31 protein-coding genes and 2 tRNA genes are annotated in these 22,929 nt (G+C 60.6%); 22 read left to right on the plus strand and 11 right to left on the minus strand.

Features of this window, described 5'->3' with window-relative positions; all coding sequences use genetic code 11:
- Positions 1-5: 5 nt before the first annotated feature.
- The 12 genes from AMB_RS21600 to AMB_RS21655 all read left to right on the plus strand — a co-directional run bounded on the left by AMB_RS21600 (position 6) and on the right by AMB_RS21655 (position 9,893).
- Positions 6-425: a hypothetical protein gene (locus AMB_RS21600; RefSeq protein ID WP_011386620.1), complete on the plus strand. Its 420-nt coding sequence runs from the start codon at positions 6-8 to the stop codon at positions 423-425.
- Between the two features lie 2 nt (positions 426-427).
- Entirely contained in the window at positions 428-1,042 is a 615-nt protein-coding gene (locus AMB_RS21605; RefSeq protein WP_011386621.1) for a glycine-rich domain-containing protein, read from the plus strand.
- Positions 1,043-1,056: 14 nt separating this feature from the next.
- Complete coding sequence (locus AMB_RS21610; RefSeq protein ID WP_148207515.1) at positions 1,057-1,410, plus strand: hypothetical protein; 354 nt, start codon at positions 1,057-1,059, stop codon at positions 1,408-1,410.
- A 91-nt stretch (positions 1,411-1,501) separates the two neighbouring features.
- Positions 1,502-2,761 (plus strand): hypothetical protein, encoded by a 1,260-nt coding sequence (locus AMB_RS21615; protein WP_043745559.1) that lies wholly within the window; start codon positions 1,502-1,504, stop codon positions 2,759-2,761.
- A complete protein-coding gene (locus tag AMB_RS23655) occupies positions 2,761-5,076 on the plus strand; it encodes a DUF7483 domain-containing protein (protein WP_011386624.1) in 2,316 nt (771 codons plus the stop codon). The genes AMB_RS21615 and AMB_RS23655 overlap by 1 nt, the downstream gene beginning before the upstream one ends.
- 8 nt (positions 5,077-5,084) lie before the next feature.
- Positions 5,085-5,516: a hypothetical protein gene (locus AMB_RS21625; RefSeq protein ID WP_043745564.1), complete on the plus strand. Its 432-nt coding sequence runs from the start codon at positions 5,085-5,087 to the stop codon at positions 5,514-5,516.
- Positions 5,517-5,595: 79 nt separating this feature from the next.
- Entirely contained in the window at positions 5,596-6,051 is a 456-nt protein-coding gene (locus tag AMB_RS21630) for a phage tail fiber protein (RefSeq protein ID WP_043745567.1), read from the plus strand.
- A 42-nt stretch (positions 6,052-6,093) separates the two neighbouring features.
- Complete coding sequence (locus tag AMB_RS23660) at positions 6,094-7,197, plus strand: hypothetical protein (RefSeq protein WP_231849103.1); 1,104 nt, start codon at positions 6,094-6,096, stop codon at positions 7,195-7,197.
- A gap of 70 nt (positions 7,198-7,267) precedes the next feature.
- Complete coding sequence (locus AMB_RS21640) at positions 7,268-7,558, plus strand: hypothetical protein (protein ID WP_011386628.1); 291 nt, start codon at positions 7,268-7,270, stop codon at positions 7,556-7,558.
- A complete protein-coding gene (gene terL / locus AMB_RS21645; RefSeq protein ID WP_011386629.1) occupies positions 7,558-9,042 on the plus strand; it encodes a phage terminase large subunit in 1,485 nt (494 codons plus the stop codon). The genes AMB_RS21640 and terL overlap by 1 nt, the downstream gene beginning before the upstream one ends.
- An 18-nt stretch (positions 9,043-9,060) precedes the next feature.
- Positions 9,061-9,360 (plus strand): hypothetical protein, encoded by a 300-nt coding sequence (locus AMB_RS21650; RefSeq protein ID WP_011386630.1) that lies wholly within the window; start codon positions 9,061-9,063, stop codon positions 9,358-9,360.
- Between the two features lie 11 nt (positions 9,361-9,371).
- The gene (locus AMB_RS21655) at positions 9,372-9,893 is read left to right on the plus strand and encodes a holin family protein (protein ID WP_011386631.1); all 522 of its coding nucleotides are present in this window, start codon (positions 9,372-9,374) and stop codon (positions 9,891-9,893) included.
- 49 nt (positions 9,894-9,942) lie between these two features.
- On the opposite strand, the gene AMB_RS21660 is transcribed toward AMB_RS21655, so the two are convergent.
- The 3 genes from AMB_RS21660 to trxA form a co-directional block, all read right to left on the minus strand.
- Positions 9,943-10,443, minus strand: coding sequence for a ferritin-like domain-containing protein (locus AMB_RS21660; protein ID WP_011386632.1), 501 nt, complete (start codon positions 10,441-10,443; stop codon positions 9,943-9,945).
- A gap of 107 nt (positions 10,444-10,550) precedes the next feature.
- Positions 10,551-10,781, minus strand: coding sequence for a hypothetical protein (locus AMB_RS21665; protein ID WP_011386633.1), 231 nt, complete (start codon positions 10,779-10,781; stop codon positions 10,551-10,553).
- Between the two features lie 82 nt (positions 10,782-10,863).
- Positions 10,864-11,178 (minus strand): thioredoxin TrxA, encoded by a 315-nt coding sequence (gene trxA / locus AMB_RS21670; protein WP_009870125.1) that lies wholly within the window; start codon positions 11,176-11,178, stop codon positions 10,864-10,866.
- Between the two features lie 266 nt (positions 11,179-11,444).
- On the opposite strand from trxA, the gene AMB_RS21675 reads away from it, so the two are divergent.
- A tRNA-Arg gene (locus AMB_RS21675) sits at positions 11,445-11,521 on the plus strand.
- A 123-nt stretch (positions 11,522-11,644) separates the two neighbouring features.
- Entirely contained in the window at positions 11,645-12,982 is a 1,338-nt protein-coding gene (locus AMB_RS21680; RefSeq protein WP_011386635.1) for a tyrosine-type recombinase/integrase, read from the plus strand.
- A 135-nt stretch (positions 12,983-13,117) separates the two neighbouring features.
- On the opposite strand, the gene AMB_RS21685 is transcribed toward AMB_RS21680, so the two are convergent.
- Complete coding sequence (locus AMB_RS21685; RefSeq protein ID WP_043747155.1) at positions 13,118-13,555, minus strand: DUF6641 family protein; 438 nt, start codon at positions 13,553-13,555, stop codon at positions 13,118-13,120.
- Positions 13,556-14,305: 750 nt separating this feature from the next.
- Between AMB_RS21685 and AMB_RS21690 the strand changes: the two genes are divergently transcribed.
- The 5 genes from AMB_RS21690 (at position 14,306) to AMB_RS24720 (ending at position 18,027) form a co-directional block, all read left to right on the plus strand.
- Positions 14,306-15,121 carry a hypothetical protein gene (locus AMB_RS21690; RefSeq protein ID WP_011386637.1) on the plus strand — a complete coding sequence of 272 codons (816 nt, stop codon included), beginning with the start codon at positions 14,306-14,308 and terminating at the stop codon, positions 15,119-15,121.
- 79 nt (positions 15,122-15,200) lie between these two features.
- On the plus strand, positions 15,201-16,010 hold the full coding sequence (locus AMB_RS21695) for an ATP-binding protein (protein WP_043745575.1): 810 nt from the start codon (positions 15,201-15,203) through the stop codon (positions 16,008-16,010).
- 120 nt (positions 16,011-16,130) lie between these two features.
- Positions 16,131-16,424 carry a hypothetical protein gene (locus AMB_RS21700; RefSeq protein WP_043745578.1) on the plus strand — a complete coding sequence of 98 codons (294 nt, stop codon included), beginning with the start codon at positions 16,131-16,133 and terminating at the stop codon, positions 16,422-16,424.
- A gap of 56 nt (positions 16,425-16,480) precedes the next feature.
- Complete coding sequence (locus AMB_RS24715) at positions 16,481-17,338, plus strand: MBL fold metallo-hydrolase (protein ID WP_083763577.1); 858 nt, start codon at positions 16,481-16,483, stop codon at positions 17,336-17,338.
- The gene (locus AMB_RS24720) at positions 17,335-18,027 is read left to right on the plus strand and encodes a diguanylate cyclase (RefSeq protein ID WP_231848920.1); all 693 of its coding nucleotides are present in this window, start codon (positions 17,335-17,337) and stop codon (positions 18,025-18,027) included. The genes AMB_RS24715 and AMB_RS24720 overlap by 4 nt, the downstream gene beginning before the upstream one ends.
- A 12-nt stretch (positions 18,028-18,039) precedes the next feature.
- On the opposite strand, the gene AMB_RS21705 is transcribed toward AMB_RS24720, so the two are convergent.
- Together AMB_RS21705 and AMB_RS21710 are read right to left on the minus strand one after the other, a co-directional pair.
- Entirely contained in the window at positions 18,040-18,606 is a 567-nt protein-coding gene (locus AMB_RS21705) for a tyrosine-type recombinase/integrase (protein WP_043745581.1), read from the minus strand.
- Between the two features lie 140 nt (positions 18,607-18,746).
- Complete coding sequence (locus tag AMB_RS21710) at positions 18,747-18,950, minus strand: hypothetical protein (RefSeq protein ID WP_043747157.1); 204 nt, start codon at positions 18,948-18,950, stop codon at positions 18,747-18,749.
- A gap of 394 nt (positions 18,951-19,344) precedes the next feature.
- Between AMB_RS21710 and AMB_RS25465 the strand changes: the two genes are divergently transcribed.
- Positions 19,345-20,511: a hypothetical protein gene (locus AMB_RS25465; RefSeq protein ID WP_011386642.1), complete on the plus strand. Its 1,167-nt coding sequence runs from the start codon at positions 19,345-19,347 to the stop codon at positions 20,509-20,511.
- Here the strand turns inward: AMB_RS25465 and AMB_RS26875 are convergent.
- The gene (locus AMB_RS26875) at positions 20,474-20,608 is read right to left on the minus strand and encodes a hypothetical protein (protein ID WP_269446047.1); all 135 of its coding nucleotides are present in this window, start codon (positions 20,606-20,608) and stop codon (positions 20,474-20,476) included. The genes AMB_RS25465 and AMB_RS26875 overlap by 38 nt on opposite strands.
- Before the next feature lie 106 nt (positions 20,609-20,714).
- Here AMB_RS26875 and AMB_RS21720 point away from each other — a divergent pair, with 106 nt between their 5' ends.
- Positions 20,715-21,002, plus strand: coding sequence for a DUF6626 family protein (locus tag AMB_RS21720; RefSeq protein ID WP_011386643.1), 288 nt, complete (start codon positions 20,715-20,717; stop codon positions 21,000-21,002).
- Positions 21,003-21,015: 13 nt separating this feature from the next.
- Here AMB_RS21720 and AMB_RS21725 read toward each other — a convergent pair whose 3' ends face one another.
- Entirely contained in the window at positions 21,016-21,426 is a 411-nt protein-coding gene (locus tag AMB_RS21725) for a bacteriohemerythrin (protein ID WP_011386644.1), read from the minus strand.
- Between the two features lie 368 nt (positions 21,427-21,794).
- Between AMB_RS21725 and AMB_RS25470 the strand changes: the two genes are divergently transcribed.
- Positions 21,795-21,878: transfer RNA gene (locus tag AMB_RS25470), tRNA-OTHER, on the plus strand.
- A gap of 170 nt (positions 21,879-22,048) precedes the next feature.
- On the opposite strand, the gene AMB_RS21730 is transcribed toward AMB_RS25470, so the two are convergent.
- The 3 genes from AMB_RS21730 to AMB_RS21740 are packed head-to-tail and all read right to left on the minus strand — an operon-like array spanning position 22,049 to position 22,918.
- Complete coding sequence (locus AMB_RS21730) at positions 22,049-22,321, minus strand: hypothetical protein (protein WP_011386645.1); 273 nt, start codon at positions 22,319-22,321, stop codon at positions 22,049-22,051.
- Between the two features lie 12 nt (positions 22,322-22,333).
- Positions 22,334-22,630, minus strand: coding sequence for a hypothetical protein (locus AMB_RS21735; RefSeq protein ID WP_011386646.1), 297 nt, complete (start codon positions 22,628-22,630; stop codon positions 22,334-22,336).
- A gap of 18 nt (positions 22,631-22,648) precedes the next feature.
- On the minus strand, positions 22,649-22,918 hold the full coding sequence (locus AMB_RS21740) for a hypothetical protein (RefSeq protein WP_011386647.1): 270 nt from the start codon (positions 22,916-22,918) through the stop codon (positions 22,649-22,651).
- Positions 22,919-22,929 lie beyond the last annotated feature (11 nt).

A 22,929-nucleotide genomic window follows, 5' to 3' on the forward strand; every position in this document is an offset into this window, starting at 1 on the left:
CCATCATGACCGTGACCAATACCGCCACCTTCGCCCAGGGCATGGCGCTCGACGCCTGCGTCTGCACGGCGGCCAAGACCACCTATGGCGACGGCACCAATGCGACGCTGCTGTCCACCGCCGGCGCCAACGGCAGCGAATACACCCATATCGCCGCCATTCCCCGCGCCACGGTGACCGCCACCCAGGTGCAGCTTTACGCCCATGACGGCGCCAATTACTTCCTGATCGCCACCGCCCTGATGCCCGCCTACACCATGGCCCAGACCACCCTTTGCCCGGCCACCGCCCTGGCCCATATCGACGGAACGGTCATCGGCGAGGCCAATCCGCTGCGTCTGCAATCGGGCTGGAAGCTCTATGCCGGTATCGGCGTGGCCCTGGCCGGCGGCATCGTCGTGACCGCCTCGCGCAAGGACTACTGATCATGCGGCCCCTCGGCATTCTGGGAGCGCCCATGAGCGGCTCGCCTCCCGCGGTGGGAGGCTCCGGCGGCGGGGCCCTGCAGATGCAGGTCATGACCGCCTCGACCACCTTCACCATCCCCGCCGCCCGGGTGAAGTTCACCCTGGTCGGCGGCGGCGGCTCGTCGGCCACCGGTGATGGCGGCTGGAACACCTCGGTGGGCGGTGGTGCGGGCTCTGGCGCCACCGCCATCTGGTACGCCTCGGGCCTCACCGTGGGAAACACCATCACGGTTAGCGTCGGCGCGGGGGGAGCCACCCGTACCGGAACGACGGTTGACGGGTATGACGGTGGCGCCTCGACCCTGACCAGCGGCACCCAGACCATCGCCACCGTGACGGCGGGCGGCGGTCAAAGGGGGTGGGCGGGGAATAGCCCTGGCAATGGCGGCACCGCGATCGGCGGCACCGTCAATATTGCCGGCATGGAAGGAAACCCCGCCTACGGAGGGATCAGCAGGACCTGGGCCGGCAGTGCCTCGACGTTGGGCAAGTACGGCGGCGGCGGCCAGGGAGCCTATCTCACCACCAACAATGTGGGACAGCCCGGCATCGTCATCGCCGAGTGGGTCGCCTGATGGGAGTGCACGACATGACCCGAACAGCAATCATCGAAAACGGCATCGTCACCAACGTGGTGATGCATGATCCCGACGGCACCTGGATACGGCCGGACGGCGTCGCCCTGGTGGCATCCGAAACGGCCGGGGTGGGCGATGGCTGGGATGGAGTGTCCTTCACGCCCATGTCGCCCGCCCCATCGACAGCGCGAGCCAACGACATGATTCTCGCCGAACTCGGCGCCATCGATGCCAAGAGCATTCGTCCCTTGAGGGCCATCCTGGCAGCCCAGGCAGCCGGTGTCGCACCCGATCCCACCGACGTGGCGTACCTGGCCGGCCTCAAGTCGAGAGCCGATGCCCTGCGGTCCAGCCTCGCCACCTGATACCCAATTCCGCCCCTGAAGAAGGGGGGAAGCCCGGCCCACCGGTCGTTCCGACCGGCGGGCCATTTTCATGCCCGAAAGGAGCACTTCCATGACGTCTCACATCCGTATTCCCGAGGTCTCGCCGGTGGCCCAGGCCATGGCCGACGGCGCCAAGAGCGTCTTCAGCTTTCCCTTTCCCATCTTCAAGGCCGCCGACATCGAGGTTCGCGCCAATTCCACCCTGCTAACCAGCGGCTACAGCGTGGTCGGCGAGGGGTCCAGCACCGGCGGCGCGGTGATCTTCACCGCCGCGCCCGCCAACGGCGTGCGCATCACCCTGCGGCGCAGGCAGACCTATGCCCGCACCGACGACTTCCTGGACGAGCGCGCCCCCACCCCTCACGAGCTGAACGACGCGGTCGACCAGAATGTCGCCGCCATCCAGGAACTGGCCGAGCAGGCGTCGCGCGCCGTCACCCGCCCGCTGTCCGCCGACCTGTCCCAGCCGCTGGACCTCAGCCTGCCGAATCCGGAAGCGGGCAAGGTGATCGGCTGGAACGGCTCGGCCGACGCCCTGGTCAATGTCGCCCAGGTCGATGTGTCGGACGTGCTGCACAAGAGCCAGAACTTGGCCGATCTGGCCGACAAGGCCCAGGCGCGAATCAATCTGGGCTTGGCCACCGTCGCCGCCTCGGGCTCCTATGCCGACCTGACGGGCAAGCCGGTTCTGGGCAGCGCCGCCGCCCATGCCGATACCGACTTCGCCACCGCCGCCCAGGGCGCCAAGGCCGACAGCGCCTTGCAGTCCTCGGACATCGGCGTCAGCGTCCAGGCCCATGACAGCGACCTCGATTGGGTCGCCGCCAACCTGTCCGCCGCCGGCCGCGCCCTGATCGACGACGCCGACGCGGCCGCCCAGCGGGCGACCCTGGGCCTCGCCACCGTGGCGTCGTCGGGGACCTACGCCGACCTGACGGGCAAGCCGGTTCTGGGCAGTGCCGCCTACAAGGATATCGGCACCAGCGGCGCCAACGTGCCTCTGCTCAGCACCGCCAACACCTATGGCGCACCGCAGACTCCTTCCGCCCAGGTGCTGACCGATGCCGCCACGGTGAGCATCGCCATCACCGCCCAAGTGTGGACGCTCTCCACCGCGGCCGCCCGCACCATCGGCGCCCCCACCGGCGGCGTGGCCAATACCTTCTACTTCCTGGAGATCGCCAGCAACGGCTTCACCCCCTCCTGGGCCTCGGCCTTCGACTTCGGCGCGGCCGGCGCCCCCACCAGCCTCAGCGGCACCTGCGGCTTCGACATCTTCTACGACGGCGCCAAGTACCGCATCTCCACCCGCTTCACCGGAGGCGTGTAATGACCCATCCCACCGTCTTCGGGGGCGCGACGCCGCCCCCGGCAAACTATCGGATAGCCAACTCGATCAGACTCAGCGGAAGCAATTATCTTTCCCGCACACCCTCTTCCAGTGGCAATCGCCAATGCTTCACCGTCTCGACCTGGGCCAAGCGTGTCCCCGGAAAGAGGCAGTGGATACTGTCGGCCGCCGATGAGGGATATCAAGGCGGGCTCCGTCTCGACGACAGCGACTGCGTCATTGTCGGTGATGGCCAAACGGCCATCGGCTACAACCTGGCGCAGCAGTCCAAGGGCGTCTTTCGAGATCCCTCGGCTTGGTATCACATCGTCATTGCCATCGACACGACGTCTCAGTTCCAGGCGATCTACATTAACGGCCAAATACAAGATTCGGCCAGTGGCGCCATTATTCCGAGTCAGGGGTACAACACCTCGTTCAACACCGCCGGGCGAACCGCATATATCGGCATCTACAACAACTCCGGCACGCTCTCTTTCGGATACGGAAGCTGCTACCTGGCCGATTACTGCCTGATCGACGGCCAGGCGCTGGCCCCCACCAATTTCGGCAAATTCGACGCCAACGGCGTGTGGGTGCCGATTCCCTATACCGGCACCTACGGCGCCAACGGCTGCAAGCTGGAGTTCAAGAACGGCAGTGCCCTAGGCACCGACACCTCGGGCAACGGCAATCACTGGGCGATCAACGGCCTGACCGCCGCCGACCAGATGGTGGACACGCCGACGAACAACTATTGCACCATGAATCCGCTGGACTACCCCCCCATTGTCGGGACGACGTATGCCACTCTGACCGACGGGAACCTGACGATGACTTACACGACTGCCTATATGGGCAGTTCGGGAAAGGCCGGGACACGCGGGACGATGCAAATGACTTCCGGGAAATACTACTGGGAAGTCAAATGGGTATCGGGAAGCGCCTTTGGAGGCATGGCCGTCGGTGTCGCCAACAGCCAGTGGACAGGCTCGAACGGCCTTGGCATGGGGGATGCCTACAGTTGGTCGTATGATCTTCAAGGATCAAAATACACCAACAGCATCGCGACCGCGTTTGGTGCGGGCTGGGTTTTGGGTGATGTCATCGGTGTCGCGTTCGACGCCTCCATCGGCAAGATCTGGTTCTCGAGGAACGGGGTGTGGCAAGGCGTTTCCGCCCAAACGGATGTCGAGAACGGTATCAATCCGGCCTTCTTGGGCCTGACTGGCGGCATGTTCCCGGCCTTTGCCGGGCAGAACAACACCTCGTCGTTTACGCTGAACTTCGGCCAGCGCCCCTTCGCCTACACGCCGCCCACCGGTTTCAAGGCTCTTTGCACCGCCAATCTGCCGGCGGTGACCATCCCGCGTCCGGCGTCGCACTTCAATGCGGTCCTGGCCTCCGGCGCGTCGATCAAGTCCTCCGCCGAGGGGCTGTGCCCCCGCTTCCTCGAGTGGATCAAGGATCGGGCCAGCGCCAACAACCATCAACTCGTGGACACGGTTCGCGGCACTTCGGCGGTGCTGCAAAGCAACAGCACCGGGACTGAAACCACCTATTCGGCTCCGTCCGGGGCCAGTGTCGGGTGGGTGTGGAATGCCGGCGCCGCGGCGATCGCCAACACCGCCGGTTCCATCACCTCCCAGGTGAGCGCCAATCCCACGGCGGGGTTTTCCATGGTGACTTACACGGGCAACGGCGCGACCAGTGCAACGGTCGGCCATGGACTTGCCGCCGTGCCAAAGTTCTACGTCGTAAAGAGTCGCACGCAACTGGCATCTTGGTACGTCTATAGCGACGTGATCGGCCCGACGAAACGCCTGTTTCTGGAGGACAACTCGGCAGCATCCACAGGCCCCACGTGGAACGATACCAATCCGACATCCATGGTGTTTTCCATCAGCGGCCCTGGCGTCAACAATAATGCATCGACATATGTCGCCTATTGCTTCGCCGAGATCCCCGGCTACAGCAAGTTCGGCAGCTATGTCGGCAACGGCTCTGCGGACGGCCCGTTCGTCCACTGCGGTTTCCTCCCTCGCTGGGTGATGATCAAGGAAACCGACACCGCGACCAACTGGTACATCTGGGACACCTCAAGGGCGACCTCAAATCCCATGGGGAACACGTTGCGGGCCAATCAGAGCAATTCCGACGTCAATAATACGCCGCTCGACGCCGTATCCAACGGGTTCAAGCTGAGGTCTACACAAGGCCAGGCGGTAAACGACCCCGGCAATACTTACATCTTCGCCGCCTTCGCGGAACACCCCTTCGGCGGCGCCAATGTCGCCCCCACCCCTGCACGATGAGGTACATCATGGATTGGTTTCATCCCGCTCTCGGCCTGGTGGCCGCATCCTCCGCCTTCACCCTGGACGGCGTCCAGTATCCCGCCGGCTGGCTGCGCAGCCAGCAGCCCGACGGCTTCCTGCCGGTGCGCGTCACCCCCCGGCCCGACGACAGGCTGTTCTTCGTCTCGGAACAAATCGTGACCGTTATCGACGGCGAAGCGGTGGTGTCGTGGAATGCCGAAGCGCGTGACCCCGCCGACATCAAGGCCGCCCAGGACCGCGAGGCCAATGCCGGCCTCGTCATCCGGCTGGAGGCCCTGGACAAGCGCAAGGCTCGTCCGCTGGGCGCCATCGTCGCCGCCCAGTTGGCCGGTCAGACGCCCCATCCCCTGGACGTGGCGTCCCTGACCGCCCTGGAAGCCGAAGCCGCCGAGCTGCGCTCGCAGATTCGCGGCTAAGCCTCTCTCCGCTTGCGGAGAGCATCCGCCCGCCGGTCCTGGTGACCGGCGGGCTTTTTTCATGTCTGGAGCAAAGCCCATGACCAGCCATATCCGTATTCCCGACGTCTCGCCCCTGGTCCAGTCGGTCGCCGACGGCAGCCGCAGGATCTTCGACTTTCCCTTCCCGGTGTTCCGGGCCGCCGATCTGGAGGTCCGAGTGGGCGAAGCGGTGATCGCCGACGGCTTTGCCGTGCGCGGCGCCGGCAGTTCCGACGGCGGCGCCATCGTCTTCGCCGCCGCCCCCGCCGCCGGTCTGCGCGTCACCATCCGGCGCCGCCAGACCTATGCCCGCACCGACGACTTCCTGGACGAGCGCGCCCCCACCCCGCACGAGTTGAACGACGCAGTGGACCAGAACGTCGCCGCCCTTCAGGAACTGGCCGAGGATGCGTCGCGCGCCGTCAGGCGCTCGGCCGCCGCCGACCTGTCGCGCGCCGTCGACCTCACCCTGCCCGAGCCCGAGGCGGCCAAGGTCCTGGGCTGGAACGGCTAGGCCGATGCCCTGGTCAATCTTGCCCAGGTCGACGTGTCGGACGTGCTGCACAAGAGCCAGAATCTGGCCGACCTGCCCGACAAGGCGCAGGCGCGGACCAATCTGGGCCTGGGCAGCGCCGCCACCCATGCCGATACCGACTTCGCCACCGCCGCCCAGGGGGCCAAGGCCGACAGCGCCTTGCAGGCTTCGGATATCGGCACCAGCCTCCAGGCCCATGACAGCGACCTCGACTGGGTCGCCGCCAACCTGTCCGCCGCCGGTCGCGCCCTGATCGACGACGCCGACGCGGCCGCCCAGCGGGCGACCCTGGGTCTCGCCGCCGTGGCCGCCTCGGGCTCGTACACCGACCTGTCCAACAAGCCGGCCCTGGGCAGCGCCGCCGCCCTGAACGCCGGCACCGGCGCCAATCAGGTGGTGCAGTTGGACGCCACCGGCAAGCTGCCGGCAGTGGACGGCTCGGCGGTCACCAACCTCAACGCCGGCGCCCTGGCGTCGGGCACCGTCCCCACTGCGCGCCTGGGCAGCGGTACGGCGGACACCTCGACCTTCTTGCGGGGTGACGGCACCTGGGCGGCGGTCTCGGGGGCGAACGCCGTCTTGTTCTTTTCGGGGGCCCAGACATTTACGACCGCAGGAACTTCGATCTGGACTGTTCCGACCGGTGTCACCTCCTGCTTTGTCGAGCTTTGGGGGGCGGGCTCGGGCGGAAATGGCCTAACCGGCTCCAGTGGCTGCCCCTATGGCGGCGGCTATGCCGCCCGGCATGTGAACGGCCTTACCCCCGGGAGTTCGGTTTCGGTAACCGTTGGCGCCGGGGGATTAGGCTCCGGCGGGACTGGGGGGGTCGGCGGAACTTCCAGCTTTGGCACGTATGTATCGGCGACGGGCGGTGTAGCCCATATATCACCGGGAATCGGTTCTGGCGGCGAAATCAACATCGCCTCTCAACCGGGGGAGATGGGTACTGGCCGTCGCTCCGGCTCGGCCGCTCCTGGGGGATTGTTCTGGAAACCGGGCTCCGGTGGACAGCACTCCGACACCGTTAATGGCACTAACGGCAACCAGCCGGGCGGTGCTGGCGGGAACGGCTACAATACGGCCGGCGGCAATGGCGCCACCGGCATGGTCATCGTGTACTGGTAAATGACTCCCCCCGCCGCCCTTTCCCCAGGCGGCGGGGTTTCTTTTTTCCCAACCGCCAAGGAGAACGACCATGGCCGAGGACCTTTCCGGCCTCCGGGCCCGGCTGTCCGCGACCCTTCCCGATCACGTGGCGGCGGCGTTGGCCGGCTACGAGGATTTCACCGCCACCTCGCCGCCCGCCGATGCCAAGGGCTTCGCCGCCTGGCACGCGGCCGCCAAGGCGGCGCTGGCCCATGTGGACCTGTTGGTCAAGCTGGCCCGCTGGTCCGTGGGCTCGGCCGAGCCCGACGGCGATGACGGCTTCGAGACCTTGCTGGCCGGTGCCCGGGCCGCCCTCGACGCCATCGACGAGGAGGAATGATGAAGACCGTCAACTTCCCCGAATTCGCCTGGATCTGGAACCAGCGCCTGGGCCTCGGCACGCCCCGGCATCAGGTGCGCATGGCCCGCTGGCTGGCGGCCCGCTGGCACGGCCGCGAACGGGAATTGCTGCTGATGGCGTTTCGCTCCTCGGGCAAGTCCACCATCGTCGGCCTATTCTGTGCCTGGGTTCTGGCCTGCAATCCCGATCTGCGCATCATGGTGCTGGCCGCCGATCTGGCCCTGGCCAAGAAGATGGTGCGCAACGTCAAGCGCATCATCGAGCGCCACCCCCTGACCCAGGGTCTGAAGCCCAAGCGCCGCGATCAATGGGCGGCCGACCAGTTCACCGTCAACCGCCCGGGCGAGTTGCGCGACCCCTCCATGGTGGCCAAGGGCATCGGCGCCAACATCACCGGCTCGCGCGCCGAGATCGTCATCTGCGACGATGTGGAAGTGCCCAACACCTGCGACACCGCGCCCAAGCGGGCCGATCTGCGCGAGCGTCTGGCCGAGATCGAGTATGTGATGGTGCCGGGCGGCACCCAGCTTTACGTGGGTACGCCCCATTCCTACTACACCATCTACGCCGACCGTCCTCGACTGGAGGCGGGGGAAAGCCGCCCCTTTCTCGACGGCTTTCACCGCCTGGAGCTGCCGCTGATCGACGCCAGGGGACGCTCCGCCTGGCCCGAGCGCTTTCCCATCGAGCGCATCGGCGCCATTCGCAAGCGATCCGGCCCCAACAAGTTCGACAGCCAGATGATGCTGCGCCCGGTCAACATCGCCGACGGCCGTCTCGACCCCGATCGCCTGCGCCTCTACGAGGCCGAGCTGTCCTATGGCGAAGGCAACGGCGTGCCGCTGCTGACCATCGGGGCGAAGCGCATGGTGGCGGCGTCGTGCTGGTGGGATCCGGCCTATGGCGCGCCGGGCAAGGGCGATGCCTCGGTGGTGGCGGCGCTGTTCACCGACGAGGACGGCCTCTACTGGCTGCACCGGGTGCGCTACCTGGAGCACGACCCCGCCCGCACCGAGACCGACGAGGCCACCCAGCTCTGTCGCCAGGTGGCGCGCTTCGCCGACGAGCTGCACCTGCCGGCGGTCCAGCTAGAGACCAACGGGCTGGGCCGCTTCCTGCCCGGCCTGCTGCGCCGCGAACTGGGCGGAGCCGGCATCGCCTGCGCCGTCATCGAGGCCAGCAGCAAGCGGGCCAAGGACCAGCGCATCATCGACGCCTTCGATGCCGTACTGGCCGCCGGCGCGCTGCACGTCCACCGCAGCGTCTGGGACACCCCCTTCATCGCCGAAATGCGGGAATGGCAGCCCGGCGCCAGGGGGCGTGACGACGGCCTGGATGCCGTCGCCGGGTGCCTTTTGTCCCAGCCGGTGCGGCTGTCGCGGCCGGCATCGGCCACCGGCGGACGCCCCGACTGGCGCCCTGGCGGCCGCGCCGTGGTCGCCCATTCCGATTTCGAGTTTTGACTCACAGGAGACACCTCAATGGAATCCCTCACCTTCGACCCCCGCTGGTGGGTCACCGCCGTCGAGCTGCCCGTGCTGGGCGCCATGGCCATGATGGTCTGGCGGGTTCGCCACGAAGCCGACCACCGCATCGACGAGTTGGAGCACCGGCTCGACGTCGGCATGGGCCAGGCCCGCGAAGCCCTGGCCGCCTACAAGCTGGAAGTGGCCAAGAGCTATGCCACCACCGGCTACCTCAAGGATGTGGAGCAGCGCCTCACCGAGCATCTGGTCCGCATCGAAGGCAAGCTGGACGGCGTCCAGTCGGCCGCGCGCTAGGAGGCGGCACCATGGACCCCATCACCATCGCCCTGGGCCTTGCCCAGTTCGTGCCCGGCCTGATCCGCTGGATCGGCGGCGATGACGCCGAGAAGGCCGCCAAGGTCGCCGATCAGGTGGTCGGCGTGGCCCGCAGCGTCACTGGCAGGCCCGACGGCCAGGACGCCCTGACCGCCATCAAGGCCGACCCCGCCCTGGCGCTGCAGATGCAGCAGGCCTGGCTGGCCCACGAGATCGAGCTGGCGCGGGAAGAGACCCGGCAACTGGCCGAGATCAACGCCACCATGCGGGTCGAAGCCGCCTCGGACGACGGCTATGTGCGCCGCTGGCGGCCCACTTTCGGCTATGCGGTGGCGCTGACCTGGACCGCCACCATGGGCGCCATCTCCTGGGCCATCGTCGCCGAACCGGCCCAGGCGCCCTCCATCATCGCCGCCTTGGTCAACACCTCGCCCATCTGGGGCATCGCGTTGGGCGTCCTGGGCGTCGCCGTGGTCAAGCGCAGCCAGGACAAGTCCCGGCGGCAGCCATGAAAAAAGGGGGCCGCAAGGCCCCCTTTCCCGTCTTCGGCTTTTGCCGCCGTCAGTCCACGCACTGGGCGGGATCGGCGTCCTCGCTCCAGGTGATGGAGGGCCGGGGAGTCTTCTCGATCCACTTGTCGAGCGCCACCACATGCTCGGCCTCTTCCGCCGCGAAGTCGGCGCCCAGGCGCTTGACCTCGGCATCGGCGGAATTGGCGGCGGCGTCCTTGTAGTACTCCATGCCGCGGATCTCGTTGTCGCGGGCATAGCGTAGCGCGTGGTACGGCGTCATCAGATAATGGATGTCGTTCTCGTCGCCCACCTCGGGCGGGGTCTTCCAGCGGTACTGCCAGCTCATCAGCTTGGGCAGCTCCAGCGCGCGGGCGCGCTGCTTGATCTCGTCGCCGTGAAGGGTGGAAAAACGCGCCATGTCGCGGAAAACCACGGCGGTCTCGAGGTTGTTGTGGGCTTCCATCATGTCGGCCAGCTCCACATACCGCTCGGCGGCCTCGTTTTCCAAAGCAATGGCGTGCGCCAGAAATTCTGCCAGGGTATAGCCCATAGTCGCCTCTCGTCAGGGAAGGTGGCCATGGCAGGGTATCGGCGGGTCGGTCCGTCGTCAATGGCATAATTCGGCATTTAAATACCGATTTAAGGCGCGGCGCCGCGTCAGTGCGGCCGGTCGCGAACCTTGCGCCACTCGGCGAACGCCTCGGTCATGACGGCGCGCAGCGCCGAAGCCGAGGCCGTGGGGAACAGATCGGCCAGCCGGTCCCACAGCGCCCCGTTGTGGAGGAAGTTCTGGGCGAAGGTCTCCAGGTCGGCGGCGTTCTCGTCGTCGAAGGATTGCTGGAGATAGTCGAGCAGCCGCTGGCGGCTCTGTTCGTCGAAGACGGCCATGGCACCCCGCACGGACACGAGAAGCGCGTCGAGCCCCGCCAAAGCGGGGCCCGACATCGGAATGCGAAACGAATTCCAGCCGTTACAGGCTGGAATCCACCCATTCGTAAAGCTTGCTCTTGGGCAGCGCGCCGATCTTGGTGGCGGCGACCTGGCCGTTCTTGAAGATCATCAGGGTGGGAATGCCGCGCACGCCGTACTTGCCGGGGGTGCCGGGATTCTCGTCGATGTTGATCTTGGCGATGGTGATCTTGTCGGCCCTGTCCTTGGAGAGTTCCTCGAGCGCCGGGGCGATCTGGCGGCAAGGGCCGCACCACTCGGCCCAGAAATCCACCAGAACCGGGCCGGGGGCCTTGAGCACCTCGGCCTCGAACGAGGAATCGGTCACAATCTTCATAGGCAGGTTCCTTGTCGAATTCCAACGGCGGACGGGGAACACACGTCTTCCCGCCCGTCACCCTATCGGGGCGAACACCCCTTGGGAGCGATCACTGTAGAAAGCCCCCGCGTCAGCGTCAAGCAGGCCGGGCGTCAGGGTCGCGTCGCGCCCGGCACAAAGCCGGCAAAACCGGACACCGCCACAGGGAGACAGGCCCATCGATGATCGGACTTTCGCGCCGCCCCGCCGGGATGATATAACCCGCCCGACCGCTCGCGGCCCGCGTCCCGGTAGCTCAGCAGGATAGAGCAACGGTTTCCTAAACCGTAGGTCGGGGGTTCGAATCCCTCCCGGGACGCCAAAAACTTAGTAAAAACAACGATCTATATATTAGCAAAAATTACATATTGCATTTCACAGTCATTTCACATTATCTAACATTTAGTGGTTTGTAAAAATATCTACTAATAGTAGTATTTGCGAAATGGCCAGAGCCAAACGCTTTGAATACGTCTATGCCGAAAGCGAGCCGATCGCTGTGTATCAGCGAGCTGGCAGTCGCTTCTGGCAAGCGCGCATTACGCTGACAAACGGCAAATCCATCGCGGTCAGCACCCAGCAAGCCGATCCGCAAAAAGCGCTGCAATGGGCGCACGACCACAAGATCAGGATTGAGGCGACCGACCAAGACCCCACGGCGAAGACCTTCAAAAAGGTAGCCGAGGCTTGGTTGAAGGCCATTGAGGCTGAAGGCAGCAAGTCGGCAGCGGCCTACAGGACCGTCGCCGAGCGCTACCACATTCCGTTTTTCGGCACATACAAGATCACGCAGATCAATCAGCAGGTGCTCGCGGAGTACGAACGCTGGCGCAAGGACTACTGGACCAAAGGGCCAGGCTCAAAGCTGAAAACCGAAACGATTGTCCGCAAGGACGGCAAGGAATACGTACGCGCCAAGCACCTCGGCAGCACCGAAAAGGCATATGGGGAAGACACGACGCTGCGCGGCATTTTCAAATACGCCGTCGATCACGACATGCTGCCCGCGTCAAAAATGCCTGTCATCGGCACGAAAAAATCCAAGTCGGCCAAACTGATCAAGGCACGACGCCACCCAGCGTTCAACAAGGAGCAGGTGGAGAAAATTCTCGCCTACTGCAACACGCAGCCAAGCTCTCCCAAAAAAATTATGCGAGATGGCGATTTGGAGATGGATCTCAATCGGCCAAATCTCGACCGACAGGTGTTCAGCGCCTTCGTCCACCTCGTCCTCGGCACTGGCCTGCGGCCAGGGCGCGAGCATGTACAGATCAAGTGGAAACATTTCCGCGCCGCAACCACCGATGGCGTGGAGCATCAAATTCTGAAAATTGCGCCTACGACAAAAACAGGCGAACGCGATATTCGCTGCGATACGTTTGCGATGGCGCACCTGATGGCATTTCGGTCGCTGTCAAATTTCAACAAGGACGACGATTTCGTGATCGCCGATCAGCTGACGGGCAAGCCCGTGAAGGACTTCAAACGTCAATTCAACACCATGTGCAAGGCACTCGGCATGGAGACTGACGTACATGGCAAGAAGTTCGTCCCATACAGCATGCGGCACACCTACGCCACGCTGAAGCTGGAAGCAGGCGTGGACATCAGGTTGATAGCAATCATTATGGGCAATACGCCCGAAGTGGCGCATGCGCATTATGGGCACGACAGCACGGTAAACAGAGCGAACGAACTGGCGACCGACTTGGATTATCTCGGACTTAAAAAGCCAAAGGCCAAGCCGAAAAAGCGGCCACCGCCACCAGAGCCAACGGCATAACTGTCGGTTTTCCCGACAACAGCATCGCGCCCACCGCCGCTTCGGCCCTTTGCGCGTCGTACACGCCGCCAATTTGAGCGCCCAGCAGTACGGCACTCATGGAAACAGCCCCGCTTGTACGGGGCTGTTTGGCGTTTAAGCGAGCTTCTTGCCGAAGCGCCCCTTCATCGCGGCCAACTGCTTGTCCAGTTCGCCAGCGACCACCGCATCGCGCACCAGCGTCAGCGTGGGCACCAGTTCCGCCACGTCGCCGATCTCAATGGCCGTCTTCTTCGGCTTGATCTCCACGATCTTGTTGCCGTAGCGCACTTCCAGCATGAACGCCCCATTGGCCTGCTGCCAATACCAGGGGCGAAATTTGACCAGTCGGTCTTGCAGGGTCTTGTTGCCCTCGCCGTCCTTCGTCCAGCGCTTGCGCCGAATTTCAAAGCCTTCGCCCTTCTGCATCGCTTCCACAGCAGCGATCTGCTGATTGATGGCCTCCACCAGCTTGTGCCGCAAGCGCCCTTCAGGCGTTGCCGCGACGGCACGGCGGGTCATTTCGCTCAGCTTCAGCTTGTCCAATGCACTCATCACCACATCCTCCAACAGGAACACATGACGAACATACTATGGCCTGATGGCCGAGCAGGACAACCGAAAGGCAGGTGTAGGTTTAACCTACAGAAGGCAGTGTCGTGTTACACGACAGCCAGAATGTTCTGCGCAACAACTATTCTATTAATGGCTAAAGATACTTAGCTACTTAACACGCATTGATATGCGGCTCGATGAAGCTTGTGCAAAAATTTTGCCCCTTAAAAAGGGCGGTTTTCTGCGTGTTTCAGAAAAAATCAAGAGGTACGGAGAAAATATTTTCCATGATTTCAAAAAAAAACTTGACCCCCAGTCTGAAAAAATTTGTTAGGGTACATCTCATCAAATGAGCACTACCATCTAAGGGGAAGGGAGGCAGAATGGTCGAATTCAAAGCTGTCTCCACAAGCGTCGAATAACACGCGCTTAGATAGCTCCAAAATCTCCCATAAAAGAACATGCACCAGCGCAGATTATTCTGCGTTTTGTGTCATGACTTCGCCAAAACTACAGAAATAGTATTTCTGTATATCGCTCAAACCTTGCCTTTTACGAGGCGCTGCCGAGAGGAGGACGACCATGTCTATCGACACCACCTGAAGATGCTCAGCCGCATACAATTTTGGCTATTGCGGGTACGTGGCGTTCGCGCTTCCCGTAAAGCCAATATCAATAAGAACATCGTCACGGCTGAATTTTGACCGACGAGATCGGCGCCAAGCCTGACCCCATATAGGAGAAAATATTATGTCTCACGATATCTTCACTCTGACCAACGCCTGCACCACCCTGATCGCCTCCCGCAAGAACTGGGAGGGCGTGGAACTCGCGGCCAGCAACAAGCGCCTCTATGGCATTCTGGCCGAATGCTACGACCTGTATACGACCGTCACCCTCACGAAAACGAGCCGCGAACTGCTCACTCAGGTTGCCGACGAGCTCGGCATCCATGTTGAGCGCGCTACTCCTTCTGCAATCAAGCTGATCAAGATTGTTTTCGGCGCAGAACCCCGCTGGCGTGCCAGCAATTACGGCCAGGTTCTCCGTATTGCAGAAGCCGAGGGGATCAAGACCGCTGAGTTTGTCAGCTGGCTGGAAAAGAGCGGCGGCGTGGAAAATGTGCGGCGCGGCAAGACGCCTGTCTCTCAGGCGACAAAGGACAAGCAGTTCACCGATGGCTTGGCCAAGCTGGTCGGCCAGGGGGAATACGCCACGCTTGAGCCTACTCGCACCATCGCCAGCGGCAGCGGCCTTTACCTGATGCTTTGCACCGTTGAGGCGAACGGCGCCATCAAGGTCCACCGCCCTGTCGGAAATCCCAACAGCGATCAGATCAAGTCCATCGTTCGCGCCATCGGCAAGGAAAACGATAACGCCAAGAGCTTGACGGACCCCGACGGCATCTTCCCGAACCAGTTCTCCTGCTTTGATGAAGGTGCGGTTGATCGCAAGGAGCGCTTCTTCAACAGCGAAGAAGGGGAAATGAGCTACGAGGATGCGGTGAACAACCTGATCGGTGGCGGCACTTCTGCCGACGACGCCGCGAGCCGCGAAGCTGCGTAGGCCAATCCGCGTGGCCAGGGGAGTGCGCGCAGCGCTCCCCTGGCCTTCGCAATTCAATCCAATTTATAGGAGAAAAATCATGTCTCAGTTTGAACTCGATAACGCAATTACCGACCTGTCCGACCTCCCCATGCCGAACGGTGGCGTTGCGGCCATGTGCGACGCGCTGGTCAACGGATGGAAATCTGGCCACATCATCATGTATGGGCCGAAGGGCTCGGGAAAGACGACGATGGCGGGCCTCCTGCCGAAGGCCATTGCCCCCGACGTCAATCCCTGGGAGGTCAGGCTCGCCAATCCTGCGCAATACGACGCACGGACCATCGCGCAGCTCGCCAATACGTTCATGCGGACGATTGGCATGAACTCAAAGAAAAAATCCTTCATCATCTTTGATGAATTCGGGGAAATTTCCAAAGTCGCTGTCGGCACTCTGAATAATGCTCTGACTGACTGCCGCGTGAATTGCATGGCAATTTTCATTACCAACAACATTGACGATGTTGCGCCGTCTATCGCAAGTCGGTGCTACAAGGCCGATTTCACCCAAGTCAATTATATGAATTATGTCCCTTATGCCGAGAGCGTCCTCAAGAAGTACGGCGTCACCAACGTCAATCGGACGGCCCTTGAGCGCGTGGTGAAGGCCAATTGCTTTGATCTGCGCGAGCTCATGCGCGAGCTTGAAGATATCGTTCTGAAGGCACAGCAAAATGGGGCTATCCCTGCACCTGTGCAGCCGCAGCCCTTGGCCATTGTTGCACCGCCTGTTGCGGCAGCCCCCATCGTTGCGTCACCGCCCTCGGCTCCTTCGGCCAGCACTATTACGCCTGTCGCTGCGGCGCAAGCGGTCACCACCATGAACCAATCGTCGGCCGCAACGCCATAGCACTTCTGTAGGTTTTTCCGACAGATACACGCCCTCAGGCTCCCGCCTGGGGGCTTTTTCTTAGGTGGGCTTGGTGGTGTGTAGGTTAAACCTACAGCGAACCGATGCTATGCTGCCGAGATGGAAACCAGCGCGGCCACCATCAGCGTCCTTCAGGTCACGGCCATCAATGCTGGCCGCGTGCTGCCGTTGGCCGATGTGGAATTGACCCTGGATGGCGTGGCCCTGATCATCCACGGCGTTCAGGTTCGCGCGGATGCCAGCAAGACCGAAATCACCCTTCCCAATTACAGAGCGCCAGACGGTTCATGGAAGGCCGCCGTGGCGCTGCCTGACGAAATTCGGGGGACGATGGGCGACGCTGTGATTGCAGCTCTGCCTGCTGGCAAGCAAATTAACTATCTGATGCTTTAATTGTTTGGAGGTGAATGCTATTTTAGTGGTGCAAAGCTGTCCGATGAAGGTGCTCCATGGATATGGTCAGCCTAAATATTGACTATGACCGCCCGGTCAAAATTGCAGAAAATATCTATTGGGTTGGCTTTGCCGACAGTGAAGGCCGCCTGCAATGCAATCCATACCTTATTATTGACGGCGATGAGGCTATGCTGATCGACGGCGGCAGTCGCCCTGATTTCAGCACCGTTATGCGAAAAGTTCTTCAGACGGGAATATCACTAAGTCAAATAAGATATTTGGTTTACCAGCATTATGACCCAGACCTTTGTGGGTCCATCCCAAATTTAGAAAGCATCATCAATACATCTGACCTAAAAATAATATCACACGCTGAAAACAATCCATTTATTCGTCACTATGCGCCAAAATCCCCCCTGCTTTGCATTGATAAGCTTGGCGGAAATATATCGCTTCGCTCTGGCCGCGTAATTCGTTTTTTTAGAACACCATACGCTCATTCCGCAGGATCATTTATCACATATGATCAAAACACTGGCGTCTTGTTTACAAGTGATTTGTTTGGGAGCGCTGGAGCTTTTAACTACTGGAAACTTTTTGCCACTTTGGATAATGCGTGTAGCTCGTGCATCATAAGTCCACCATCGCACCCGGACGAGCCTTGTTCTGAGACGGAAGAGCCATGTCCATGGACAGGAATGCACAGTTTTCATCGCAGGATTATGCCAGGAAATAAGCAACTTCACCATGCGATGGGCGTGATTGAGACGATTGGAGCCCGGATAATTGCCCCTCAGCATGGGTCAATTCTCTACCGTCCTGAGGACATATCGGCAGCTATAGATCGCCTAAAGAATATGGATGATATTGGTATCGACGGAATTCTCCCTCCAAAGAGGGCGTTCAAATGAGCTCGATGACTAATTTTGATGAGATAGACTGGAGAAATAGCGCTTCCGCCAACTTTGTCTCACTTATTCTTGAGCAACAAGCGCAATTGTCTGACCAAAGAATTAATAAGGAGCTTATGACAGAATTGGTATCCCAGTTCGTTGCCTCAGAGCGGAAACTGGCAGAAGCGCACGCAGCGGTACTTGCCATGTCGCGGACTGACGCCCTCACTGGAATCGCCAATCGCCGCTGGTTTGATGAATGTCTGGCACAAGAGCTGGCGCGCGCACTGCGGTCGTCCACTCCCATCGGCTTACTTCTTATGGATATCGACTGTTTTAAACTCTACAACGATAATTATGGCCATGCCGCTGGAGATGAATGCTTGATAAAGGTGGCGCAAGCAGTTCATGAAGTGGTGAAACGACCTCCTGATCTTGCGGCCAGATATGGCGGCGAGGAATTAGTTTGCATCCTCCCCGATACCGACGTGATAGGAGTGCGCAAGGTAGGAGGAGCGCTTTTGGAGGCAATACGACATGCGGCGATTCCTCATGCATTTTCCAAAGCTGCAAACATTGTCACCGTGAGCATTGGTGGTATTTCGCTCATACCTGAATATGGAACGACTTCAAAAATGCTGATTGAGGCTGCGGATGCCATGCTTTACCAATCCAAAGAAAATGGACGAAATCGACTAACAATGTAGGGTCGTGCGCCTTTAAATGACGTCCACCGCAGCCTTCATCATATGGTCGTTGACCTCAATGTAGCGCTGCGTGGTGGACAGGTGGCGATGACCAGCCAGCGTCATGATGACCTTGGCCGAAACGCCCTTGTGAGCCATCTGCGTGATGAACCACCGCCGACCGCTGTGGCTGCTCGCTCCATCAATGCCTGCCAGAGCATATATCTGTCCGAATAGCTGGCAGAGCGTGTTGGCCGAGAACGCCGTGGCCTTTTGCGTTACGAGGAACGGCGCGGCGCGATCTGTTGTCGTGTTACACGACAGGAAGCGCTCAAGTTCGCGGCGCAGCTTGCCGCTGACGAACACCGTCCTGGCCTCGGCGGTTTTGGTGTAGCTGGCAGGCAGCACAATTTGGTCCTTCACGCGGCCATCGCCATCAATCACATCGCCGAGCTTCAAATGGGCGATCTCGCCGACGCGCATTCCAGCATAGAAGCTGAGCATGAGCGCAACGCGGTTACGCGCTGCGTGACGCTGATTGGCAACAACGGACAGCACGCGCTTGAGTTCCGCTTCGCTGAGTACCTTGGCCTGTTTCATCGCTTTACCTAATGAAAAGTTATCGCATTGGGTAAATCATTATATGATCAAAAGCGCGGTAGGCCTGACCGCAATTATCTGCGTTGATAATCAAGCGGTTAACGGCAAACATAATGAAATGTAAGTTTTCTTATGTTTTCCTATGCGGCGGCGAGCTTGCTTAATTCGCCCTGCTTCTTCGTCAATGATGCCCTGGTGCTGCTTATCTGCTCGCGCTTCTTCTGCGCGGAAGCCGCCTGCTTGAGCTTCTTGGCCTGATCGGCCTTGGCGTCGGCCTGTCGTTTCAGATTGTCCGCGAAGCTGTTGGCCGCTGCCTCCTCGCTGATAAATTCCCATAGTCGCATCGCCGCCTCCCTGTTGACGTGTTTCGCAACGCTATTTATGGGCATGGGCAAGTTGTCGGGTTTCCCGACAAGTTGGCGACGTGGGCACAGGCCATGCGTAGGTTAAACCTACGGACACGAGTGTCGTGTAACACGACAACGCGATATTCCTCTAAATTTCGTCAATATAGTCAATGGCTTGCAAATGACGCGATTGCTGTCACGCAGCAATGTGGCGTGGAGTAATAAGCCGACAAAAATTATTTCCAAATTCGCATTCGCAGCGCCGCAGATCGGGATAAATACAATGCTGGGGCTTAACTGCATCCGACGGGAACAGTGACAGCCTCTTTCATCAGCGTTTTCCAGGCCGCCCCAGCGTTTCAACTGAAAACGCATTGGGAGGAAAACGCAAATGGCACAAATTCAATGGAACAGACACATCAACAAACTATGCGAGCATCAAGGGGGGCCGCGATATGACGACGTACTGATCGGCTGCATCATGGCCTTTCACCAGAAGGGGCGCTCGTCCGAGAAACAGGGCGATTGGCTGGTCAGGCAGTTGGACATGCATTACGGCATTCAGGTGGTGCATCAGGGCGCAATACAGCTGACGAAGGAACAGCGTCGGCCAATCAGGCAGGCAGTGGATTTCACCAACGCCCATGCATCAAGTGGCCGCATGGCCAATCTGAACGGGCGTTTCCAACACGCTTTTCACGCCGTTTCCACACATCTCCCACACAGTTTCCACACCAAAGGGACAAATACGTCTGCATCTACAACGGCTTATCCAGTCACTATTGCTAAGCTATTGCTAAAACTAATCGATACGCCTTTGGCTGTTTCGCGGCCTTCGGCCACGCCCAATGGCCTTTCAGCCGATTTCACCGATGGTGGCTCGCTTGTGGCTCGCCACTCGGAAGAAGGAAAGGCGATCTGCCCAATCGGAATGAACGACAATGTGATCGACGATGCGGCTGCGCCACTCCGTGGCTTCGCCGCCCAATCGGACGAGCCATTGGGGGGAAAGAAAGAGCCACTTGGAGGTGCTGTGGATATCGCCACGTGGGCGAAGGCCAATCGGTCAACAGGTCAGGTGAAGGCCAATTCCAGCAAGGCCACTATATCGCTTTGGGTTGATGGCAGTTCGCGCAGCTATGTGCGCGGCCTATTGGAAATAGGGAAGGAGAAGTACCGCCTGAATTTCCGCAGTCCACGCCGCTTGGAGGACTTGATCTATGTGGAACGCGGACAGGACGCGGAAGCGCGGGAGTGGTACGAGGCTGTCAGCAGCCAGGTCATTCCTAACTTGCAGGCCAAAGTGGACGCTGCCAGCGGCAGATTGCCCAGCAAGCACGTCGCCAGCGCCATCCACGAATTCCGCGACAGCAAATGTGAAGGGCGCGGCATGACCGATGGCATTGCATTCTTGGGCTACAACGGCGACATGCCATCGTATTGCGTGGTGCAGATCAACGGCAGGAACTGGAAATTTGACCTCCAGGCCACCCACAGTACGAACGCAAGAGCGCCGCAGTTCAAGGCAACCGCCGAGCGGTCATCCGAAGCAGCGTAGCGATGATGGCCTGATGCACGGCCTCCTCAATCAGCACGACTTCGTTGGCAAAGCCGATCTCGCAATAGCCCCTCGGCAAATAGGTCAGTCTGTTCATGGCGTTTTCTCCTTCTTGCAGCAGCGTCCAGCGTGGCGCTGCTCCGCAAGCGTATTTACCGCGGAAGGCTAAATAGCTGGACGAAACGCCATGAGGAGGAACGGCCATGCTGTTGGAGAAGGTCTATGGGGAATTGCGCGATATGTGGATGGTCGAGAGCCAATATGAATTCTCGCGGTTTTGGCTCGGCCAGTCGCGCAGCTATATGTCCTGCGCCAAGGCGCGGCAGCGGCCACCGTCATTGCTGGTGCTGATGCGGCTGTCAAACCGCCTTGCATCCATCTCGGCCAAATATGCCGCTGTGGCGACGACCGAGATGGAACTGGCCAACGCCCACAAGCTGCGCGAGTTGAATGGTATGGTGGGCGAGGCGGTCGGGCGACAGGCCGTGTAGGTTGAACCGACCATCAGCCTTCCAGATTATTGGCCTTTAGATATTCAGCATATTTAAGGTCAAAATCCATAATGTGATCGCCAAGCCAGCTCATCAAGAATTTAGCGAGATCAGCATCAATGGCTTCAGGGCCAGAAATCATCAGGCGATCCATCATGGACTCAAGCGTGAAGACAAGATGCTCATGTTCGTACATTTGCTTCGACAATCCTGGATAATTTGTCTTTGCCATGCTCGCCTCTTCGCGGGCGAAGTGTTCTTTTGTGTATTTGGCTAAAGCGCCAATGGCGCGATTAATTGCATCCGCGCCATGAGCCGAAGTGGCAAAAATTTCACTCATCAAATCAAAGAGCTTCTTATGGTCGCTATCAATAGCTGCGACATTAATCAGCAGGTCGTCCGACCATGAAATTTGAGCGGTCATCGTTCCCTCATCCTGCATTTGCGATATCGGTATCCAGTTAGCCTATAACGAAAGGCTTGGGGTATCAATTGGCTTGGCAAAATGATCGGAGGGCAAGCCGTGTCGGTTTATCCGACAGGTGCATGTTGTCGGGTTTCCCGACAAGTTGTCCGCATCGCCGTCGTGTTACACGACGGCCGACCGCCGCGATCGGTGGTCAGACTTCCCATTATAGCATACGATAACGAGCAAAATCGGACAAGAACAAAGAGCGAACTCTTTGGCGTGCGCACTGCGTGCAAAGCATGGAAAATCAATGACTTGCGCAACATAACGATTTGCCAAATTTCAATTCACATTCATTTCACATTGCGCCACAAAGCTAATTAGTGTATTGTTATTGTAATATATTTTATTAGCGCTGTAAATTCCTAAACCGTAGGTCAGGGGTTCGAATCCCTTCCGGGACGCCAATCTTCCATCGCCAAAACAATGCGCAAAAAGCATCCTCACGGTACGCCGCCGGCGTTTGGCGTTAACAGGATGAAAGTGGGGCAGGCCCGGGGGTCCGGAATGGGCGGAGAGCCTGCCCCACTGTTTTGAGCGCTGTGGCGCAGCATTAGCTTTCCCGGGGCAGGCCAGCCTAGGAAGCCGTCCAGCCAGCGGGAAGCGGCTCGCCCCGCAGGGGCATGCCCCCCGGTGCCGGCGCATTATCCGCCAGCACCACCCGGCTGACCCAGTCCAGGTCGCACGGATGACGAAGGTCGAGGCCGTCCGGCAATGACTCACTGGCCCCGGAATCCTGCAGCATGTCGGGCCAGGTCATGGCGGCTTCCGTCCGGGCCAGGAGCAGAAGAAGCGCCCAATCGATCTCACCTGAGGCGGGGGCGTCGCGGTTGGCGGGAATCGTCTGCATGGTCTTCTCCTGTCAGTCCAGGTCAAGGGGCAGATGGATACTGATGCTGGGGCGCTGCGGCCGGTAGACCACCGGCGGCGGCAGGTAGATCACCCGGGGGCCGCCATAGATCACGGGCGGCGGGCCGTACTGGTAGGCGTACCAGCCGTCCCGGTCGCGCCAGCCGCGATGATCGGACCAGCCGTGGTGATGTTTGGACCAGCCGGGCGGGCCGTCGTGGCGCCACGGCGGATCAGCCAGGGCGGGGCTGGCCAGCGCCAGGGTAACGGCGGCCACCAGCAGTGAATTGCGAAGTATCGAGGTGTTCATGACCGCCTCCTGACGGTTCTATTTGGACGTCGCGGTCTGGGACGACGACTTGTGGCCGGTCCAGCCGTCGGGCAGCAAGGCGCCGATGGCGGCACCACCGCCGGCCCCGATCAGGGCACCGGTCACCAAACCGCCGCCGGCCATGGCGGCGATGGCAGCACCGCCGGCGGCACCCATGGCACCGCCCGACAGGGCCCGCTGCTGCTGATTGGTCATGTTGGCGCAGCCCGACAGGGCGACGGCCAGAACGACCACGGACATGGCGGGAATCTTGGAGCGGATAGTCATAGCCTTATTCC

The sequence above is a fragment of the Paramagnetospirillum magneticum AMB-1 genome (assembly GCF_000009985.1).
GTDB classification, from domain to species: Bacteria; Pseudomonadota; Alphaproteobacteria; order Rhodospirillales; family Magnetospirillaceae; genus Phaeospirillum; species Phaeospirillum magneticum.

Coding starts and splice junctions, on each gene's coding strand:
- AMB_RS21600 (WP_011386620.1), top strand. CDS start 6: ATGACCGTGACCAATACCGCCACCTTCGCCCAGGGCATGGCGCTCGAC.
- AMB_RS21725 (WP_011386644.1), bottom strand. CDS start 21,426: ATGACCGCTCAAATTTCATGGTCGGACGACCTGCTGATTAATGTCGCA.
- AMB_RS21615 (WP_043745559.1), top strand. CDS start 1,502: ATGACGTCTCACATCCGTATTCCCGAGGTCTCGCCGGTGGCCCAGGCC.
- AMB_RS21690 (WP_011386637.1), top strand. CDS start 14,306: ATGTCTCACGATATCTTCACTCTGACCAACGCCTGCACCACCCTGATC.
- AMB_RS21625 (WP_043745564.1), top strand. CDS start 5,085: ATGGATTGGTTTCATCCCGCTCTCGGCCTGGTGGCCGCATCCTCCGCC.
- terL (WP_011386629.1), top strand. CDS start 7,558: ATGAAGACCGTCAACTTCCCCGAATTCGCCTGGATCTGGAACCAGCGC.
- AMB_RS26875 (WP_269446047.1), bottom strand. CDS start 20,608: ATGAACAGACTGACCTATTTGCCGAGGGGCTATTGCGAGATCGGCTTT.
- AMB_RS21705 (WP_043745581.1), bottom strand. CDS start 18,606: ATGAAACAGGCCAAGGTACTCAGCGAAGCGGAACTCAAGCGCGTGCTG.
- AMB_RS21680 (WP_011386635.1), top strand. CDS start 11,645: ATGGCCAGAGCCAAACGCTTTGAATACGTCTATGCCGAAAGCGAGCCG.
- AMB_RS21610 (WP_148207515.1), top strand. CDS start 1,057: ATGACCCGAACAGCAATCATCGAAAACGGCATCGTCACCAACGTGGTG.
- AMB_RS21665 (WP_011386633.1), bottom strand. CDS start 10,781: ATGGCCGTCTTCGACGAACAGAGCCGCCAGCGGCTGCTCGACTATCTC.
- AMB_RS21720 (WP_011386643.1), top strand. CDS start 20,715: ATGCTGTTGGAGAAGGTCTATGGGGAATTGCGCGATATGTGGATGGTC.
- AMB_RS21605 (WP_011386621.1), top strand. CDS start 428: ATGCGGCCCCTCGGCATTCTGGGAGCGCCCATGAGCGGCTCGCCTCCC.
- AMB_RS21660 (WP_011386632.1), bottom strand. CDS start 10,443: ATGGGCTATACCCTGGCAGAATTTCTGGCGCACGCCATTGCTTTGGAA.
- AMB_RS21710 (WP_043747157.1), bottom strand. CDS start 18,950: ATGCGACTATGGGAATTTATCAGCGAGGAGGCAGCGGCCAACAGCTTC.
- AMB_RS21735 (WP_011386646.1), bottom strand. CDS start 22,630: ATGAACACCTCGATACTTCGCAATTCACTGCTGGTGGCCGCCGTTACC.
- AMB_RS21640 (WP_011386628.1), top strand. CDS start 7,268: ATGGCCGAGGACCTTTCCGGCCTCCGGGCCCGGCTGTCCGCGACCCTT.
- AMB_RS21685 (WP_043747155.1), bottom strand. CDS start 13,555: ATGAGTGCATTGGACAAGCTGAAGCTGAGCGAAATGACCCGCCGTGCC.
- AMB_RS24720 (WP_231848920.1), top strand. CDS start 17,335: ATGAGCTCGATGACTAATTTTGATGAGATAGACTGGAGAAATAGCGCT.
- AMB_RS21630 (WP_043745567.1), top strand. CDS start 5,596: ATGACCAGCCATATCCGTATTCCCGACGTCTCGCCCCTGGTCCAGTCG.
- AMB_RS21650 (WP_011386630.1), top strand. CDS start 9,061: ATGGAATCCCTCACCTTCGACCCCCGCTGGTGGGTCACCGCCGTCGAG.
- AMB_RS21740 (WP_011386647.1), bottom strand. CDS start 22,918: ATGACTATCCGCTCCAAGATTCCCGCCATGTCCGTGGTCGTTCTGGCC.
- trxA (WP_009870125.1), bottom strand. CDS start 11,178: ATGAAGATTGTGACCGATTCCTCGTTCGAGGCCGAGGTGCTCAAGGCC.
- AMB_RS21695 (WP_043745575.1), top strand. CDS start 15,201: ATGTCTCAGTTTGAACTCGATAACGCAATTACCGACCTGTCCGACCTC.
- AMB_RS21730 (WP_011386645.1), bottom strand. CDS start 22,321: ATGCAGACGATTCCCGCCAACCGCGACGCCCCCGCCTCAGGTGAGATC.
- AMB_RS25465 (WP_011386642.1), top strand. CDS start 19,345: ATGGCACAAATTCAATGGAACAGACACATCAACAAACTATGCGAGCAT.
- AMB_RS24715 (WP_083763577.1), top strand. CDS start 16,481: ATGGATATGGTCAGCCTAAATATTGACTATGACCGCCCGGTCAAAATT.
- AMB_RS21700 (WP_043745578.1), top strand. CDS start 16,131: ATGGAAACCAGCGCGGCCACCATCAGCGTCCTTCAGGTCACGGCCATC.
- AMB_RS23655 (WP_011386624.1), top strand. CDS start 2,761: ATGACCCATCCCACCGTCTTCGGGGGCGCGACGCCGCCCCCGGCAAAC.
- AMB_RS21655 (WP_011386631.1), top strand. CDS start 9,372: ATGGACCCCATCACCATCGCCCTGGGCCTTGCCCAGTTCGTGCCCGGC.